The following is a 15,791-nucleotide window of genomic DNA, read 5'->3' as shown; positions in this document are numbered from 1 at the left end:
AGGTGGAAAGTCGCAAATCGGGCGATTCGAAAGCTCGGGCAGCTCATAGCACGTCGCGCTCGGCGGGGTGGTGGCACGCGACGCGGTGCGTGCCGCCCGGCGTGACGTGCTCGGGTTCGGCGAGCTCCGGCACGACCTCGGCGCAGATCTCGGTGGCCTTCCAGCAGCGGGTGCGGAATCGGCATCCGCTCGGCGGCGACACCGGGCTCGGCACGTCTCCCGTCAGGACGATGCGTTCACGGGCCCGCTCGGCCTGCGGATCGGGGACGGGGATCGCCGACAGCAGCGCCTGCGTGTAGGGATGCAGCGGCCGTTCGTACAGCTCGTCGACCGGCGCCTCCTCGACGAGCTTGCCGAGGTACATGACACCCACGCGGTCGCTGAGGTGTCGCACCACCGAGAGGTCGTGCGCGATGAACAGGTAGGTGAGGCCGAGGTCGCGCTGCAGATCGTCGAGCAGGTTCAGCACGCCGGCCTGCACGCTCACGTCGAGCGCGCTGACCGGCTCGTCGAGCACGATCACCTCGGGTTCGACGGCGAGTGCCCGCGCGATGCCGATGCGCTGCCGCTGCCCGCCCGAGAACTCGTGCGGGAACCGGTCGGCATGGGCGGGGTTCAGTCCGACCTGCGCGAGCAGTTCCTCGACCCGGCGGTCGCGCGAGCCACGGTGCAGCCCGTGGATGACGAGCGGCTCGGTGAGCGTCGTCCGCACGGACTTGCGCGGGTTGAGCGAGGCGTACGGATCCTGGAACACGAACTGCACCCGCCGCCGCAGCAGACGCAACCTCCCGCCCGACACCGCGGTGATGTCGTCGTCGCCCAGCCGGATCGATCCGGCGTCGCTGGGCTGCAGACGGGCGACGCTGCGGCCGAGCGACGACTTGCCGCACCCCGACTCGCCGACGAGCCCGAAGGTCTGCCCGCCCTCGATCGTCAGACTCACATCCGACACCGCCTGCACGACGTCGCGCCCTCGACCGAACAGGCCGCCGCCGACGCGGTACTCCTTGACGAGCCCGTCGACCGTGAGCCCCGTGCTCCCGGTGCGTTCCACCACCCGCGATGCGCTCATGACACCGCCTCCTTCTGCCATTCGTCGACCCGCACACAGGCGGCGGTGTGCCCGGCGCCGACCTCGACCGGTGGCGGCACCACCGCGTCGCACAGCCCCGCGACGGCGTGTGCGCAGCGCGGTGCGAAGCGGCATCCCTGCGGCCACTCCGTCGCCACCGGCGGTTGCCCAGCGATCTGGTACAGACGCTCCTCGCGCGAGGATCTCCTGTCGAGCCGTGGCAGCGATGCGAGCAGCCCCGCCGTGTAGGGATGCGCGGTCTCGTAGAACAACGGGTCGACGTCGGCCGTCTCGACGAGTCCGCCCGCGTACATGACCATGACCCGATCGGCGGTGCCCGCGACGACGCCGAGGTCGTGCGTGATGAGCAGCACAGTGGTGCCGGTGCGGCGCTGCACCTCGCGCAGCACCTCGAGCACCTGTGCCTGCACCGTGACGTCGAGCGCGGTGGTCGGCTCGTCGGCGATCAGCAGGTCGGGCTCGTTGGCGATGCTCATCGCGATCATGACGCGTTGGCGCATGCCGCCGGAGAACTCGTGCGGGTAGCGGTCGACGCGCAGCTCGGGCGACGGGATGCCGACGACGTCGAGCAGCTCGACGGCCCGGGCCCTGCGCTCGGCCGTCGTCGTCTCGGGGCGGTGCACGCGCACGGCCTCGATCAGCTGCTCGCCCACGGTCATCACCGGGTTGAGTGCGGTCAGAGCATCCTGGAACACGATCGCGACGTCTTTGCCGCGCACCGCGCGCAGCTCATCGTCGGAGAGTCCGACGAGCTCTCGTCCGCGGAGCTTGATCGAGCCCGTGACGACCGCCTTCTTCGGAAGCAGCCCCATGATCGCCATCGCCGTCATCGACTTGCCCGACCCGGACTCGCCCACGATGCCGACGGTCTCACCGGTGCGCAGCGTGAACGAGACTCCTTCGACGGCGCGAGCGAGCCCCTGGTCGGTGCGGAAGGCGATCGACACGTCGTCGACCTCGAGCAGGATCTCGGCGCGGCCGGCATCGGCGCGGCCGGCGTCGGCATGGCCGGCATCGGAGCGGCCGGCGTCGGAGGGAACTGTCATAGGTTCTTCCCCTGCGGGTCGAGGGCGTCGCGGAGTCCGTCTCCGATGAAGTTGACGCAGAGCACGGTGACGAGGATGAACAGGCCGGGGAAGTACAGCAGGTACACCTGGGGCGTGCCGACATAGCCGGCCGCCTGGCTGAGCATCGATCCCCAGCTGGTCTGCGGCGGCTGCACGCCGAAACCGAGGAAGCTCAGGGTCGACTCGGCGATGATCGACGAGGCGACGGCGAGGCTCATCGCCACCGCGATGACACCTGCGAGGTTGGGCAGCAGGTGCGACACGACGATCCGGAACCCGGATGCTCCGATGCCGCGCGCCGCGTCGATGAAGTCCTTCTCGCGCAGCGACAGCACCTGCGCCCGCACGACCCGCGCGATGTACGTCCACCCCAGCGCGGTGAGCGCGAACACGATCGTCGTGGGCGATGAGCCGAGCCCCTGGAGGATGACGGCGAGCAGCGCGATCGCCGGCACGATGAGGAAGAGATCGGTGATGCGCATGATCAGCTCGCCGATCCACCCGCCCACATACCCGGCGATCGCGCCGAGCGCCGTGCCGACGACGGTGGCGAGGAGGGCGACGGCGAGACCGATCGCGAGGGAGATCTGCCCGGCGAACAGGATCTCGCTGAGGTAGTCGCGGCCCAGCTCGTCGGTGCCCAGCCAGTGCGCGCCCGACGGCGGGGTGGGTCCGGTCAGAAGGTCTTGCTGTCCCTGCGGGTAGGGTGCGATCCAGGCCGCACCGAAGCAGACCACGAGCAGGATGACGAGGACGACGAGACTCACGACGCCGAGCCGATGCCGCAGGAAGCCTCTCAGCAGCTGTCGCGTCGGCGCCTTCTGCGGATCCTGGTCGGCCAGCAGCTCCTCCCGCCCCGCGATGCCTGCACTGCTCATGACAGCCTCACTCTCGGGTCGAGCACCGCGTAGGCGATGTCGGCGATCAGGTTGCAGATGACGACCGCGACGGCGACCACGATCATCCAGGGCAGCAGCACGAAGACGTCGCCGGCGACGAGCGACTGCAGGAACAGGCGGCCCATGCCCGGGATCGCGAAGATCTGCTCGGTGACGACGAGTCCGCCGATGAGGATCGCCGCGTCGAGGGCGACGACCGTCACGAAGGGTGCGAGCGAATTGCGCACGGCGTGCCGCCAGATCACCTGGCGGCGGGGCACGCCCTTCGCCCTCGCTGTGCGGACGTAGTCACTCGACAGCGCGTCGAGCATCGCCGCGCGGCCGAACCGGCTCCACGACGCGACGAGCGCGATCATCAGCGCGGCCACGGGCAGGATCAGGTGCCGGATGTAGTCCAGCGGACCGCTCTGACCCGGCGAGTTCAAGCCGATGAAGAACAGCGGCGGCTCGCTGAGACCGAACTGCTCTTTCGGCCACACCGCGAAGGTCTGGATGAGGATGAGCCCGAACCAGAACGCCGGCATGGCGATGCCGATGTACGAGGCGCCTGTCAGCAGGTTGTCGCCGAGCGAGTACTGCCGAACGGCCGAGTACACGCTCACGCCGCCGGCGATGAGCACGGCGACCAGGAGCCCCCAGAACGCGAGCTGCAGCGTCGGCCACAGCGCGTCGCCGATCAGCGGCAGCACCGGGGTGCCGGTGCGGGTGCTGACTCCCCAGTCGCCGACGATCATCGACCGCAGCCAGAGGAAATACTGCTCGGGGATGCTGCGGTCGAGGCCGAGCCGCTCGATCTCGCGAGCGACCACGGACGGATCTCGGGCCAGACGCAGCTTCGCCAGCGGGTCGAAGGTCGAGCGCACCGCCCAGAAGAGGACGAACGAGGCGACGACGATCACCGGGATCGAGTAGAGAACCCGTCGGGTGATGAATGTGAGCACGTCGTCGCCTCGTTCCTGTCCTGCTGTGCCGAAGCGCGGGCTCAGCCGGCCAGGCCCCACTCGGCGAGGTTCCAGAACGGACCCTCGATGGGGTTGATCTGCAGCGGACCGCCGACCGTCTCGCTCCACAGCAGCACGTTGGGCACGACGTCGAGCGGCAGCGACGGCACGTTCTCGGCGATGAGGGCGTCGGCCTCCTGCGAGGCGGCGACACGGGCATCCTGATCGACCTCGGTGTCGACCTGCGCGAGCAGGTCGTCGAGACCGTCGATGTTCACCTGGAAGAAGTTGATGCCCGAGTATCCGTTCGCCTCGCTGGGGATGTTCACCGACGAGAACGACGACGACAGAGTGGGGTCCGGGAACGTGTCGACCAGCGCCCAGATGCCGGCCTGGAAGTCACCCTCCGGGGCGATCGTGCCGAACAGGTCTGCGGGGGTGACCTGGTCGATGGTCATCGCGAACCCGGCATCCGCCAGCTGCGACTGCAGCACCTGCACCGTGAGGTCGCGGCGCTTGTTGCCCGCGAGCGTCTTGATCGAGAACGTCGCCGTCTCACCGCCCTTCGCCCACACGCCGTCGCCGTTCTTCGACCAGCCGTCGCCCTGCATGAGCTCGTCGACCTTGTCGAGGTCGAGGGAGTACTGCGAGAAGTCGTCGGCGGCGAACGGCGCGACCATGGGCGAGTTGAAGCTCTGCTGCGCCTCGTCGACGCCGAGGCTGCCGAACAGCCGCTTCACGATCGCATCACGGTCGATCGAGTAGGCCAGCGCCTGGCGCACCGCGACCGAGTCGAACGGCGCGGCCGAGTTGTTCAGCCAGATCGCCTCGAGGTTGCCGCTGCGAGCGTCGACCTGGGAGCGGATGCCGGGCAGGCCCGACTCGATCTGGGTGAGCGCATCGAGCTGCGGCGTCGGGGCCAGCACGCTGACCTGACCGCTCTTGAGGGCCTGGAAGGCCGCGGTCGTGTCGGGGAGGAAGAGGAACGTGACTTTATCGAGCTTGGGCTTCTCGCCCCAGTAGTTCTCGTTGGGGACGAGCGTCACGGAGGTGCCGCGGGTCCACTTCTCGATCTTCCACGGGCCACCGCTGAAGTCGTAGCCGTCGGTCATCAGGGCCGCGCGGTCCTGGCCCTCGAGCAGGTGCGAGGGCATCACGCCGTAGACGCTGAAGAGGGTGCGCCAGCCGGCGTAGGCCGAGCTCAGTGTGACGACCGCGGTCGCCGGGTCGGTGGTGTCCACCGCGGTGATGCGGTCGTAGCCCGTCTTGTCGAAGATGTCGTCGCCGTCGCGGACCTGCAGAGCCGTGTAGGCGAAGTCGGCCGAGGTGATCGGCTCTCCGTCAGACCACACGGCGTCGGGGTTGATCGAGTAGGTGATGGTCTGGGTGCCGTCGTCGGCGACCTCCGTGGTCGGCTCGTCGGCGACGAGGTCGGAGGCCACCGGCACCCACTCCTCGTCGACGAGGCGCGTCTGGAAGACGCTTGGCATGGTCGGAATCTGCATCACGTAGCTGCCCCAGATCGACCCGGCGCACGTCGCGATCCAGTCGGTGCAGTCGGGCTCCTGCTCGGCGCCGATGACGAGCTCTCCCCCGTCGACGACGGCCACGTCGCTCGGCTCCGGCGTCGTCGACGACGAGGTGCACGCGGCGAGCGAGCCGACGAGGGCGGCAGCGGTGAGAGCCGCGATGACAGCGCGGCGCGAAGCGGGTACAGCGGTACGAAGGCGGGATGTCGACATTGCCGGATCTCCAGTGATCGATGTGAATCGGGCGGGTGCGAACGTGCTGTGGTGCGGGTAGGTGGTCTGACTCTAGGACCGGCGAGTCGAGATAGCAAGCACTTTAGTCAATGTTCGTGACTATGTGGCAGGCAGCGGCTCTGTCGGCTGCGGCGCGACTCGCTCGAAGGACCGACTCAGGCGTCCCAGCGCTCGCCGGCGAGGGTGCGACGGGCGAGCCCGTGCATGCGTCTCTGGTCGACGGCCGCCGGTTCCAGACCGGTCGGTTCGTGGCCGCCCTCGAACACATCGAGCACGACGTCGCCGCCGCGGGCGCTCAGCTCGTCGACGTATCGCTGCACGCCGACGATCGGTGTGCGGGTGTCGACGTCGCCCTGATTGATCCACACCGAAGCGGTGACGTCGTCGAGGTAGGTGATGGCCGAGAAGGGCTCGACCATCTCCGGCGGCACCCACGAGCTCCAGACGCTCCGCACCGCGGGATTCATCGCATCGATCGCGGCCGACCACTCCGCCACCGCGACGTGGGCGAGACCTCCCGCGAACAGGTCGGGCAGCCGACCGACGCTCAGCAGGGTCATGTGCCCGCCGTACGACGCGCCCGTGATGAACGTCGTCGCGGGGTCGGCCAGGCCCTGCTCGCGGAGGAACCCGATCGCGGCCGCCACGTCCTCGATCTCGCGGTCTCCGCCCACCCCCCAGAAGCCCTCGCGGAACGCGCGGCCGAACGTCACCGACCCGCGGTAGTTGAGCGAGGCGACCGCGAAACCGGCATCCAACCAGGCCTGCGCCGAGGGGTCGTAGCTGTCGACGGTCACGAGGTTGGGACCACCGTGAATGGTCAGCACGGTGCCGAGCGGCTTGTCACGGGATGGCCGCCCCCACCAGAGCTGCACTCGGGTGCCGTCGGCGCTCGACACCATGGCCGAGGTGAGCGGGTGACCCGGCGGTACCGGTGCCGGCGCGATGAGCGTGACCGCGGTGCCATCGGCGGCGATCTCCTCGACGTGCAGGGGCACGTCCCAGGTCGAGCGCACTGCGCGGATCGCCCCGTCGGGCGCGTAGTACGACGCCCATTGGAACGGATGCAGGTCGGCGACGTCCGGGTCGGCGACGCTGCCACCCTCGGCCACCGCACGCACGTCGCCGGAGGCCTCGTCGATCTCGATGAGGCGGTGGATGCCGTCGTCGACGTGCACCGCGAGGATGCGGGCGGTCGGCGAATGCCAGTCGAGCGGGATGACCTCGCCGGCGAGGTCGCGCAGGTCGTAGTCGCGGCGCTCTCCCGTGCGGACGCTCCAGATCGCGGGACGCGAGAAGCCGCTGCGTTCGGTGTTCAGCAGGAGACGGTCGTCACCGGCATCCGACGCGAAGCGCACTCCGCGCACAGGGCCGTCCGGCAGGTCGTCGAGGGTCGCGACGAGGTCGCCGGTGCGCCCGTCGACCACCGTGAGCAGCGGGCGACGGATGCCGGGGTTGTGGGCCGTCGTGTCGACAGACACGAGCGCGCCATCGGGGGAGATCTGCCCGTACCAGGCCTCGACGGGGTCGGAATAGACCACGCGCGGCTCGCCCCAGGGCGCCGTCGGGATCACGAGCACGTGGAAGCCGTCTTCGTCGACCACCGTCGCGACGATCGCGCGTCCGTCGAACGACGACTCGAGACCGCGCAGGACGTACGGAGCACGGCCGGGGGTGAGCGCGACGCGCTCGGAGCCGTCGACCGCGAACGCGACGAGCCCCCCGACCTCCGATCCGCCGCCGTCATCGAGGTCGACGACCCACCGGGCATCCGCCGTGAGGATCGCACCGACGCCGACCGGGAAGGGCAGCAGGTCCCCTGGCGCCTCGGGTGCTCGCCAGACGCGCGCGCGGGAGCCCTCGGGGTGGTTCTCGACGAGCAGGGCGAGGTCGGCCGCGCCGGGCACCGGTCGCACCGTGAGGAGATACGGCACCGCGAAGCGCGCCTCGAGCGCCTCGTCGGACGGGACTGCGGGGACCTCGAGCATCCGTGCTCCTTCGCATCGTGCTCCCACCGTATCGAGGAGCTTGCCAATGCCGTTGACTATAACAGTGACTAACGACGGGAGGCTAGACTTCACGCATTGTCGACGGCACTGACAGCGAGGCTGACAGGCCGCGATCTGCGAACGGAGTAATCGATGGCGACACGGAAGGCCGCCGATCCGGCGAAGAAGCCGGCAGCGACATCCGCCGCGAAGGCGACCAAGGCGACCGGGCGTCCGCGTCGCGCGCGCGACTCCCTGAGCCGGGAGATCATCGTCGCCGCCGCCGACCGCGTCGTCGAACGTGAAGGCCTCGACCGACTCACGTTCCAGACGATCGGAGAAGAGCTCGGAGCGCACCCGACCTCGATCTACCGGCACTTCCGCGACAAAGACGAACTGCTCCTCGCGCTCATCGACACGCTGCGCGCCAGGTCGTACAGCGGAGCCATGGTTCCCACCGACGACTGGCTCGCCGACCTCCGCTCGCAGGCGCACCTCATCCACGACCACTACATGCGCTACCCCGAGTTCGCGCTGCAGATGGCGCTGCGCCGCCCCACCGACTTCTCGTCGATGGAGTTCTCGATCGGAGCGCTGCGCCGCGGCGGCTACGACCGCGAGCACTCCGCCATGTACGCGCGGGCGCTCGGGCAGCTCATCCGCTCGGCGTCGAGCATCCAGGCGGCGCTCACCGCGATCCCGGCCGAGGTGCAGGATGCCGACGAGCTGACCTGGGAGCTGGACCGTCGCCGCCTCGACCCCGACGAGTACCCGGAGATCGCGTGGGCGGGCGATGCCCTGCCCGGCATCCGCGACCCCCGCGCCTGGGAGACCGCGCTCGACCTGCTGCTGGAGAGCATCGAGCGGCACGCCCCCGGGGCCTGACTCCGGCGCCTGACGCGGACGGAACCGCGTTTCGTCTCGCTCCGCTCGCTCAACGACCCGCGTGCGGCGACAGCATCCCCGCGTTTCGTCTCGCGCCGCTCGCTCAACGACCCGCGGGTCAGGGCGCGGATGCCGTGTCGAGGTCGTCGATCATGCCGGCGAGCAGGTCGATGCGCTCGACTAGCGATGCGACCGATACCCACTCGTGGTCGGCGTGAGCGCCCGAGCCACGCGGGCCGAGACCGTCGAGCGTCCTCGCGCCGACGGCGGCGGTGAAGTTGCCGTCGGACGCCCCTCCCGCCGAGACCGCCTCGACCTCCGGATGCCCGAGCCGTGCGGCGACGCGGCGAGCGCATGCCAGCAGCTCCTCGGACACGGCCTGCTCCATGGGCGGCCGATTGATGCCGCCGTGCACGTCGACGCGTACATCGGGCGTGTGCGCGCCGAGCGACCGCATCCGCCCGTCGACCCGTTCGAGCTCGTCGAGGGTCCACGCGCGGACGTCGATGCGCAGCTCTGCATGCTCCGGGATCACGTTCGTGACCGTCCCCGCCTGCGCGACCGTGGGGCTCACCGTCGTGCCGCGATCGTCGTCGGCGAGCTGCGGCAGAGCGAGCACATGGTGGGCGAGCTCGGCGAGAGCACTGCGCCCCTTCGCCGGTTCGAGTCCGGCGTGCGCGGCGCGTCCGGTGAAGGCGAGCCGGTAGATGCTGCCGCCTCGGCGCGCGACCTTCAGGGCGCCGTCGAGGCTGGGTTCGAGCACCAGCACCGTCCCGACGCGCGCGGCCTCGCGTTCGATGAGGGAGCGCGAGGTGATCGACCCGACCTCCTCATCGCTCGTGAGCAAGATCGCGACCCGCTCGGGGCGGGCGACCTTCTCGAGCGCCGCGGCCATGATGACGATGCCCGCCTTCATGTCGAAGACGCCGGGGCCGGTGGCCCTGTCGCCCTCGACCCGGAAAGGGCGCTCGGCGATGGTGCCGGCAGGGAAGACGGTGTCGACGTGGCCGATCAGCAGCACGCTCGGGTCGTCTCCGCCCGACCACCGCAGGTGGGTGACGCCGTCGACGGTCACGAGCTCGCCGCCGTCGCCGACGACGGGCCCGATCCACGAGCGGATGAGCTGTTGCGCGGCGGCCAGGCCAACGGCATCCCCTGTCGCTGTCTCGATCGTCACGAGCTCGGCGAGCCGGTCGATCTCACGCTCGGTCATGCGCCCACCTCCGTGAGAAAGGAGAGCAGAGCGGATGCCGTGGCTTCCGGCGCCTCCTCGGCGAGGTAGTGGTCGGCCTCGATCGGCCGCCCCGTGATGCCGGGGGCATAGGGCTGCCAGGTCGCGAGCACGTCGAAGTTGCGGCCGACATAGCTGTGCGCGCCCCAGAGCGCGAGCGACGGAGCGGTGACGACCAGCCGCGCCTCGCGGTCGGAGCGGTCGTGGTCGAGATCGACGGATGCCGCCGCACGGTAGTCGGCGCCCGACGCGTGCACGGTGTCGAGGTCGAAGCAGCGCAGGTACTCGGGAAACGCGGCGGGCAGCGCGTCTCCGTCGTGGCGGCGCCCGGCGAAGCGGCTGCGCAGCCAGGTCTCGGGGTCGGCGCCGATCAGCGCTTCGGGGAGTCCGTCTGCGCGCGCGAGGAAGAACCAGTGGAAGTATGCGGTCGCCATCTCACGGTCGACGTTCTCGAACATGTGCAGCGTCGGCACGATGTCGAGCACCGCGAGCGCCGTCACGGCCTCGGGGTGGTCGAGCGCCAGGCGGTGCCCGACACGACCGCCGCGGTCGTGACCGATCACGGCGAACCGCTCATGCCCGAGGCTGCGCATCAGCGAGACCTGGTCGTTCGCCATGTCGCGCTTCGCGTACGACGCGTCACGCGGCTTGGCGGAGTCGCCGTAGCCGCGCAGGTCCGCGGTGACGACGGTGTGATCCGCGGCGAGCGCGTGCGCGACGGCATCCCACATCGCCTTGGTCTCGGGGTAGCCGTGCAGGAGCAGGACGGCGGGTCCGGAACCGCGCGTCTGCGCCGCGATCCGGATGCCGTCGCACTCGACCGTGATCGGCACGGGAGCGGGAGGTGTGGTCATCGTCGTCCAACCGTCGGAACTGCAAGTCAATAGCGTTGACTATAGCAATGGCCAGCCGCTGGGTCAGTACCCGTCGTGCAGAAAGTCGGCGGGGCTGCGGCGAGGAGTTTCGCGGACGGGGCCGCGTTCCGTCTCGCTCCGCTCGCTCGACGACCGGCGGGACACCGGAGCACCGCCGGAAGTAGGCTGAGGGCATCATGGACGAGTTCATCCGCGGCTTCTGGGTCTGGGCCGGCAACTACTGGTGGCTCATCTTCCCCGTCATGGGGATGGCCGGAGGCGCCGCGAAGGCGTGGGAGCGCGGAGCGCGCCGCCGGCACGAGCGACGGCTCGAGACGCTGCGGGTCAAGGCCGAGATCAAGACCGCGCAGCTCGAAGCACGCGGCGGCCGGCGGATCGGCCCCTCCGTCGTCGACACGACGCCCGCGCCCGCCACCTCGAACACCCTGCTGGAGCGGCTCTTCGCCGAGCACGACGAGATCACCGCGCGGTGGCTCGATTACGAGCTCGACGTCGCGAAGCTCATCGCCTTCCCCGCGATGAGCGACGGTCGACAGCCGCTCGTCGCCGCCTTCCTGCGCGCGAAGCGGACTGCCGACGCACTGCGGCCCGCATCCGCCGATGCGTCCGTATCCGAGCAGCAGGTGTCGGAGTACCTCGACGCCGTCGGCGCGTACGCCGTGGCGTTCGAGGTCGCCGAGAAGGACGCGCGGCGCCTGCGCGACTCGACCTTCACCGAGCCGGAGCGCAAACGTCTCGACCGGGCGCAGCAGCTGCTCAAGGTCGCGGTCGACGAGTCCGCGACGCAGGCCGAGCGGAACATCGCTTACAAGCGGGTGCGCGACGAGCTCGACGGGCTGATCCTGCTCAGCGACGAGGCCGTGCAGGTGCTCGAGCAGCAGGTGGCACGCGAACTCCCGGCGCAGCCCGCCGCCACCGCCGCCCCGAAGCCCCCGCACGCGCAGGCAGCGCCCGAACCGGAGCCGGAGCGGATGCCGCTGCGCCCCGATGACGCATCATGACGCCCGAGAACCTCACCGGACCGGTCTGCGTACACGCCGAGGCGCCGGTGTGGTCGGCGTCGTGGGGCGGGGTGCGGTGGGTCGACGGCGAGGCGGCCGACCTCGTGACGCTGCGGGACGACGGCATCCATCGCCTGCATCTCGACGATGACTACGCGGCGTTCGTGCGCCCGCGCGTGCGCGGCGGGTTCGCGGCGTTCGGTGCCAGGACACTGCACCTGTCGGAGTCGGCCGACGGCCCGGCACGGCCAGCGCAGCGCTTCGACCTCGGCAGCGCCCGGTTCAACGACGGAACGGTCGATCCGCAGGGGCGTCTGCTCGCGGGGTCGATGGCGACCGACGACGCGGGATCGGTCGGGCGCGTCATCCGCCTCACCGCCGACCTCGACGAGAGCGAGGTGCTCTCGGGCGTCGAGGTCTCGAACGGCATCGCCTTCGCCCCGGACGGCGCGCTCGCCTATTACGTCGACACCGCGACCGGCCGCGTCGACGTGTTCGACGTCGACGACGGCGACCTGACCGGACGACGCCCGTTCGTCCGCATCTCGGGCGAGGAGGGGATGCCGGACGGCCTCACCGTCGCCGCAGACGGATCGGTGTGGGTGGCGCTGTGGAACGGCTCGGCCGTGCACGGCTACTCGCCCGAGGGGACGCTGATCGCCCGCATCCCGCTGCCGGTCGCGCAGGTCAGCGCGTGCACCTTCGGCGGCGACGACCTCGGCACGCTGTTCATCACCACCTCCGCGCAGGGGCTCGGCCGCGACCACGGCACCGAGGCCGGATCGCTGTTCGCCGTGCGCCCCGGCGTGCGCGGTCTGCCCGTCGTGCCGTTCGCCGGCTGAAGCCCGCACCCTCCGGGCACGCACCTACGGCCCGACCGGGTTCGGGAACCTGAGTGAGCAGCGCCGACCCCACGCCCTCCGCCCGCGGCACGGCTGCACTCAGCCAGATGAACCGTGCCACGGGCGCAGGGCGCCGGGTCTGCGGGGTCAGCGCACCCGGGTGCGCTCGACCCTCTGGCGCTGGCGGCCGAGCCCCTCGATCTCGATCTCCATCTCGTCACCCTCCGCGAGATACGGGAACCGCCCGGACAGCGCCACACCCTCCGGCGTTCCGGTGTTCACCACGTCGCCCGGTTCCAGCACCATGTACTGGCTCAGGTCGCGGATGAGTTCGAACACCGGGAACACCATGTCGGCCGTCGACGAATCCTGCCGCGGCGCGCCGTTCACCGACGACCGCAGTCGCAGCGCCTGCGGGTCGACCTCGTCGGCCGGCACCAGGGCCGGCCCGAGCGGGTTGAAGGTCTCGGCGCACTTGCCCTTCGACCACTGACCGCCCGAGACCTCGATCTGGAAGGAGCGCTCCGAGACGTCGTTCGACACGGCGTAGCCGGCGATCACGTCACGGGCAGCCTCGGCCGACGGCAGGTAGCGCGCGGCGCGGCCGATCACCACGGCGAGCTCGACCTCCCAGTCCACCTTCTCGGCATCCGGCGGCAGCAGCACGACGTCGTCGGGTCCGACGACGGTGTTCGGATGCTTGAAGAAGACGACCGGATGCTCGGGCGGCGCCGACCCCGACTCGGTGGCGTGCGCCGCGTAGTTCATGCCGATGCAGACGACCGCCCCGGGGCGCGCCACGGGTGCGCCGGTCCGCAGCCCGGCGGTGTCGGCGACGGGCAGGTCACCCGCTGCGAGCGCGGTCCGCGCACGGGCGATGCCGTCCGACGCGAGGAACACCCCGTCGATGTCGGGGGTGAGCGACGACAGGTCGTAGACGACACCGTCGTTCCGGAGGTACGGCTTCTCCGAGCCGAAGGGTCCGAGGCGCAGCAGTTCCATGATGTCGAGCGATCAGCCGGCGTGAGCGGGGGCGGGCGTGACGAGCGGGACCGATTCACCCGCGAGGAAGCGGATGACGTTGTCCGCCGCGTGCACCGGGAGATCCTCGAGCGACTCGGGCGAGAACCACGCCGCGTGCGGAGTGAGGAGTACGTCGTCGAGGTCGCGCAGCGGGGAGTCCGCAGCGAGCGGCTCGCCGTCGAACACGTCCAGCGCCGCGCCGCCGAGGTGCCCGGAGCGGAGCGACGCAGCGAGCGCCGTCTCGTCGATGAGCGGACCGCGACAGGTGTTCACCACGACCGCGCCCCGCTTCATGGCCGAGAGGGCGTCGGCGTCGATGAGGTGCCGTGTCTCGTCGGTCAACGGGACGTGCAGGGTGAGGATGTCGGCGGCAGCGATCGCCTCGTCGATCCCGACGGGTTCGCAGTCCGCAGCGCGCACGGCCTCGGCGGGGGCGAACGGGTCGGCGACGAACACGCGGAACCCGAGCGCGCGGCATCCGCCGGCGACGACGCGGCCGATGCGCCCGAACCCGAGCACCGAAACGGTGGTGCGCGAGGGACGCACTGCGAGCGGATGCGCGTCGACGGCCTTCCACACGCCGGTCCGTACGGCGCGGTCGTAGGCGAGCAGGCCTCGGCCCTGCGCCATGATCATCGCGATCGTGTGCGCCGCGACCTCTTCGATGCAGTAGCTCGGCGTGTTCGCGACGGCGATGCCGCGGGCGGCAGCAGCCTCGACGTCGATCATGTCGTAGCCGATGCCGACGCGGCTGATGACGCGCAGATTCGGCAGGTGGTCCATGATCTCGGCGGTGATCGGCATCCACTGCACGACGAGCGCCTCCGCGTCGGCGGCACCGGCGGCGAGCAGATCGTCGATGGTCGCTGTCGCGGCGCGCTCGGCGCGGAGTCCGGCCGCTCGGAGGGTGTCTTCGATGACGGTTCCGGGCAGGTCGCAGTCGGTCACGACGGTGAGGGGCGGGGTCATGAGAGCTATGCTATAGCATCTAGCAAAGGCGACTGGCCACTGCCTCCGGGCCGGTTTTGCTATAGCGTTTACGTATGACACAGCGACGAGCGCTCATCACCGGCGCGAGCTCGGGAATCGGAACCGCCGCCGCCCTCGAACTCGCCACCGAGGGGTACGCCCTCTGGATCACCTATACGGGACGCGAGGCCGAGGCCGTCCGCGTCGCCGACGACTGCCGTGCGGCGGGCTCGCCCGAGGTGCACGTCTCACGCCTCGACCAACGCGACCAGCAGTCGATCGATGCCCTGCTCGCCGAGATCGCCGCCGAATGGGGAGCGCTGCACGTGCTCATCAACAACGGCGGCGTCTGCCCGTACACCCCCTACGACGACATCGACATCGAGGAATGGGACTTCGTGCTCGAGACGAACGTGCGCGGCATGTTCTTCCTCACGCGCGGGGCGCTCCCCCTGCTCCGCGCCGCCGACGGCGACCGCTCGGTCGTCAATCTGTCATCGATCGCCGGCCAAGTCGGCGCCCTGCAGACCGGGCTCCACTACTCCGCGAGCAAGGGCGCCATCCTCGCCCTCACCCGCAGCTTCGCCCGACACCTCGCCCCCGAGGGCGTCCGCGTGAACGCCGTCAGTCCTGGGCCCGTCGCGAGCGCCATCACAGACCAGCTGCAGGGCGACCGACGGGATCGGCTCGCGGCATCCATCCCCCTCGGTGCGTTCGGACAGCCCGCCGACGTCGCCTGGATCATCGCCTCGCTCGCCTCGGAGCGGGCGCGCTTCATCACCGGCGCCACGTACGACGTCAACGGAGGAGTGCGCATTGACTGACAGCATCCGCTCGGCTGCCCTGACGGTGCAGGCGCAGCTCGACGCCTTCAACGACCACGACCTCGACGCCTTCGTCGCGACGTACGCGCCGGATGCCGTGATCACCGGCGTCGCGGCCGAGCCGATCGTCGGCGCGGCCGCGATCAGGGCGTTCTACGAGCCGAGGCTGCAGAACCCCGAGTTGTCGTGCGTGATCGAGAACACGGTGCTGTTCGGATCGCGATGGGTCGTGGCTCAGGAGCAGGTCGTGAACGCGGGCGTCGCCACCGAGACCATCGCGACCTTCGACGTCGTCGACGGTCTCATCGCCCGCGCCTCGATGCTCAAGGCCTGACCCGGCCGTCGACGCGGGGCGTCCCGCCTCAGTTGGCACCGCCCGCGGGAATTCGC

General features: G+C 70.4%; 15 protein-coding genes. 5 read left to right on the top strand and 10 right to left on the bottom strand.

Annotated features, from left to right (window positions below):
• Nucleotides 1-43: 43 nt before the first annotated feature.
• The 6 genes from FSY98_RS08865 to FSY98_RS08840 all read right to left on the bottom strand — a co-directional run bounded on the left by FSY98_RS08865 (nucleotide 44) and on the right by FSY98_RS08840 (nucleotide 7,751).
• Nucleotides 44-1,072, bottom strand: coding sequence for an ABC transporter ATP-binding protein (locus FSY98_RS08865; protein WP_144875851.1), 1,029 nt, complete (start codon nucleotides 1,070-1,072; stop codon nucleotides 44-46).
• Nucleotides 1,069-2,139 (bottom strand): ABC transporter ATP-binding protein, encoded by a 1,071-nt coding sequence (locus FSY98_RS08860; RefSeq protein ID WP_144875849.1) that lies wholly within the window; start codon nucleotides 2,137-2,139, stop codon nucleotides 1,069-1,071. Before FSY98_RS08860 ends, FSY98_RS08865 begins: the two co-directional genes overlap by 4 nt.
• Nucleotides 2,136-3,038 carry an ABC transporter permease gene (locus FSY98_RS08855; RefSeq protein ID WP_144875847.1) on the bottom strand — a complete coding sequence of 301 codons (903 nt, stop codon included), beginning with the start codon at nucleotides 3,036-3,038 and terminating at the stop codon, nucleotides 2,136-2,138. The genes FSY98_RS08860 and FSY98_RS08855 overlap by 4 nt, the downstream gene beginning before the upstream one ends.
• Nucleotides 3,035-4,000, bottom strand: a complete 966-nt coding sequence (locus FSY98_RS08850) for an ABC transporter permease (protein WP_144875845.1) — start codon at nucleotides 3,998-4,000, stop codon at nucleotides 3,035-3,037. The genes FSY98_RS08855 and FSY98_RS08850 overlap by 4 nt, the downstream gene beginning before the upstream one ends.
• Before the next feature lie 41 nt (nucleotides 4,001-4,041).
• Nucleotides 4,042-5,742 carry an ABC transporter substrate-binding protein gene (locus tag FSY98_RS08845; protein WP_144875843.1) on the bottom strand — a complete coding sequence of 567 codons (1,701 nt, stop codon included), beginning with the start codon at nucleotides 5,740-5,742 and terminating at the stop codon, nucleotides 4,042-4,044.
• Between the two features lie 176 nt (nucleotides 5,743-5,918).
• On the bottom strand, nucleotides 5,919-7,751 hold the full coding sequence (locus FSY98_RS08840) for a prolyl oligopeptidase family serine peptidase (RefSeq protein ID WP_144875841.1): 1,833 nt from the start codon (nucleotides 7,749-7,751) through the stop codon (nucleotides 5,919-5,921).
• Nucleotides 7,752-7,904: 153 nt separating this feature from the next.
• Here FSY98_RS08840 and FSY98_RS08835 point away from each other — a divergent pair, with 153 nt between their 5' ends.
• The gene (locus tag FSY98_RS08835; RefSeq protein WP_144875839.1) at nucleotides 7,905-8,636 is read left to right on the top strand and encodes a TetR/AcrR family transcriptional regulator; all 732 of its coding nucleotides are present in this window, start codon (nucleotides 7,905-7,907) and stop codon (nucleotides 8,634-8,636) included.
• 118 nt (nucleotides 8,637-8,754) lie between these two features.
• On the opposite strand, the gene FSY98_RS08830 is transcribed toward FSY98_RS08835, so the two are convergent.
• Both FSY98_RS08830 and FSY98_RS08825 read right to left on the bottom strand, forming a co-directional pair.
• The gene (locus tag FSY98_RS08830; protein WP_144875837.1) at nucleotides 8,755-9,849 is read right to left on the bottom strand and encodes a M20 family metallopeptidase; all 1,095 of its coding nucleotides are present in this window, start codon (nucleotides 9,847-9,849) and stop codon (nucleotides 8,755-8,757) included.
• Nucleotides 9,846-10,721, bottom strand: a complete 876-nt coding sequence (locus tag FSY98_RS08825; RefSeq protein ID WP_144875835.1) for an alpha/beta fold hydrolase — start codon at nucleotides 10,719-10,721, stop codon at nucleotides 9,846-9,848. Before FSY98_RS08825 ends, FSY98_RS08830 begins: the two co-directional genes overlap by 4 nt.
• 197 nt (nucleotides 10,722-10,918) lie before the next feature.
• Between FSY98_RS08825 and FSY98_RS08820 the strand changes: the two genes are divergently transcribed.
• The gene (locus FSY98_RS08820) at nucleotides 10,919-11,743 is read left to right on the top strand and encodes a hypothetical protein (protein ID WP_144875834.1); all 825 of its coding nucleotides are present in this window, start codon (nucleotides 10,919-10,921) and stop codon (nucleotides 11,741-11,743) included.
• The gene (locus FSY98_RS08815; RefSeq protein ID WP_144875832.1) at nucleotides 11,740-12,585 is read left to right on the top strand and encodes an SMP-30/gluconolactonase/LRE family protein; all 846 of its coding nucleotides are present in this window, start codon (nucleotides 11,740-11,742) and stop codon (nucleotides 12,583-12,585) included. The genes FSY98_RS08820 and FSY98_RS08815 overlap by 4 nt, the downstream gene beginning before the upstream one ends.
• Nucleotides 12,586-12,732: 147 nt before the next feature.
• On the opposite strand, the gene FSY98_RS08810 is transcribed toward FSY98_RS08815, so the two are convergent.
• A complete protein-coding gene (locus tag FSY98_RS08810) occupies nucleotides 12,733-13,587 on the bottom strand; it encodes a fumarylacetoacetate hydrolase family protein (protein WP_144875830.1) in 855 nt (284 codons plus the stop codon).
• 12 nt (nucleotides 13,588-13,599) lie between these two features.
• Entirely contained in the window at nucleotides 13,600-14,577 is a 978-nt protein-coding gene (locus FSY98_RS08805; protein WP_144875828.1) for a C-terminal binding protein, read from the bottom strand.
• Nucleotides 14,578-14,651: 74 nt separating this feature from the next.
• Here FSY98_RS08805 and FSY98_RS08800 point away from each other — a divergent pair, with 74 nt between their 5' ends.
• Both FSY98_RS08800 and FSY98_RS08795 read left to right on the top strand, forming a co-directional pair.
• Nucleotides 14,652-15,401, top strand: coding sequence for an SDR family NAD(P)-dependent oxidoreductase (locus FSY98_RS08800; protein ID WP_144875826.1), 750 nt, complete (start codon nucleotides 14,652-14,654; stop codon nucleotides 15,399-15,401).
• Nucleotides 15,394-15,735, top strand: coding sequence for a nuclear transport factor 2 family protein (locus FSY98_RS08795; protein WP_144875824.1), 342 nt, complete (start codon nucleotides 15,394-15,396; stop codon nucleotides 15,733-15,735). Before FSY98_RS08800 ends, FSY98_RS08795 begins: the two co-directional genes overlap by 8 nt.
• Nucleotides 15,736-15,791: the final 56 nt, after the last annotated feature.

Origin of the sequence: Microbacterium sp. 1.5R, from assembly GCF_007667425.1 — a bacterium.
Lineage (GTDB): Bacteria > Actinomycetota > Actinomycetes > Actinomycetales > Microbacteriaceae > Microbacterium.
The sequence above is the reverse complement of the archived record's forward strand: the minus strand, read 5'-3'. Positions and strand labels throughout refer to the sequence as shown.

Excerpts from the sequence above, each read along its gene's own strand:
- FSY98_RS08865 (WP_144875851.1), bottom strand. The coding sequence starts at position 1,072 with ATGAGCGCATCGCGGGTGGTGGAACGCACCGGGAGCACGGGGCTCACG.
- FSY98_RS08860 (WP_144875849.1), bottom strand. The coding sequence starts at position 2,139 with ATGACAGTTCCCTCCGACGCCGGCCGCTCCGATGCCGGCCATGCCGAC.
- FSY98_RS08855 (WP_144875847.1), bottom strand. The coding sequence starts at position 3,038 with ATGAGCAGTGCAGGCATCGCGGGGCGGGAGGAGCTGCTGGCCGACCAG.
- FSY98_RS08845 (WP_144875843.1), bottom strand. The coding sequence starts at position 5,742 with ATGTCGACATCCCGCCTTCGTACCGCTGTACCCGCTTCGCGCCGCGCT.
- FSY98_RS08840 (WP_144875841.1), bottom strand. The coding sequence starts at position 7,751 with ATGCTCGAGGTCCCCGCAGTCCCGTCCGACGAGGCGCTCGAGGCGCGC.
- FSY98_RS08835 (WP_144875839.1), top strand. The coding sequence starts at position 7,905 with ATGGCGACACGGAAGGCCGCCGATCCGGCGAAGAAGCCGGCAGCGACA.
- FSY98_RS08830 (WP_144875837.1), bottom strand. The coding sequence starts at position 9,849 with ATGACCGAGCGTGAGATCGACCGGCTCGCCGAGCTCGTGACGATCGAG.
- FSY98_RS08825 (WP_144875835.1), bottom strand. The coding sequence starts at position 10,721 with ATGACCACACCTCCCGCTCCCGTGCCGATCACGGTCGAGTGCGACGGC.
- FSY98_RS08820 (WP_144875834.1), top strand. The coding sequence starts at position 10,919 with ATGGACGAGTTCATCCGCGGCTTCTGGGTCTGGGCCGGCAACTACTGG.
- FSY98_RS08815 (WP_144875832.1), top strand. The coding sequence starts at position 11,740 with ATGACGCCCGAGAACCTCACCGGACCGGTCTGCGTACACGCCGAGGCG.
- FSY98_RS08810 (WP_144875830.1), bottom strand. The coding sequence starts at position 13,587 with ATGGAACTGCTGCGCCTCGGACCCTTCGGCTCGGAGAAGCCGTACCTC.
- FSY98_RS08805 (WP_144875828.1), bottom strand. The coding sequence starts at position 14,577 with ATGACCCCGCCCCTCACCGTCGTGACCGACTGCGACCTGCCCGGAACC.
- FSY98_RS08800 (WP_144875826.1), top strand. The coding sequence starts at position 14,652 with ATGACACAGCGACGAGCGCTCATCACCGGCGCGAGCTCGGGAATCGGA.